This window comes from Gilliamella sp. Pra-s60 (assembly GCF_009795755.1).
Lineage (GTDB): Bacteria > Pseudomonadota > Gammaproteobacteria > Enterobacterales > Orbaceae > Gilliamella.
The window spans coordinates 1-666 of the sequence record NZ_WTFA01000045.1; the positions used below are offsets into that span (position 1 = coordinate 1).

At 30.0% G+C, this 666-nt stretch carries 1 protein-coding gene; it reads left to right on the forward strand.

All coding sequences use genetic code 11. The features are described from left to right. Positions 1-389 precede the first annotated feature (389 nt). Positions 390-666 (forward strand): helix-turn-helix domain-containing protein (locus GQ596_RS10945; RefSeq protein WP_160401755.1); only part of this gene is annotated, 277 nt, incomplete at its 3' end.

Here is a 666-nt window from a genome sequence, read left to right on the forward strand (position 1 = left end):
TTATAAAGTATTTAAAGCATATAGTTTGTTAAAAATTAAATCACCACTTTTTTTTTTAAGAATTGTAATGTTTTATTTATACTTATCTTAATTTTTCGTTATTAAGTTTTAAGAAACTTTTAACATGGTATGTAACTAATTGTTTTTATTAAAAATAATCAAACAAAAAAACTTTAATAAAATCAATACCTTTCCTGACCGATTTTTTAGCGGAAAATCAGGCCTTTTTTGTTTTTGTGAATAGAATAAATTGGGGACGGTGGTTTCGGACGTTTTAACCTTTAGTGAACAAAATAGCTACAGTGCCCACGTCCGAGCCAAGGTAATTTAAGCGAATGAACTGCCCCCCAAAAGTTGGATTGTTTAAATCTACTTTTGGGAACAAAATTATGGCAAAAAAATATACATTCGATTTTAAAAAACAAGTTATTGAACATTATTTCAACAGTAATGATGGTTATGGTTTAACCGCCCGACGCTTCCAAATGCCTGCTAATACAGTTGAATGTTGGGTAAATTTATATAGAAGAAAAGGAATTGAAGGACTAAAACCCGTCACAAAACCAAGGTGTTTTTCTCCAGAGTTTAAATACAAAGTGGTCAGGTATTTTATAGACAATCATCTTTCACAAAATAAAACTGCTTTGGCGTTTGATATCCACTTTG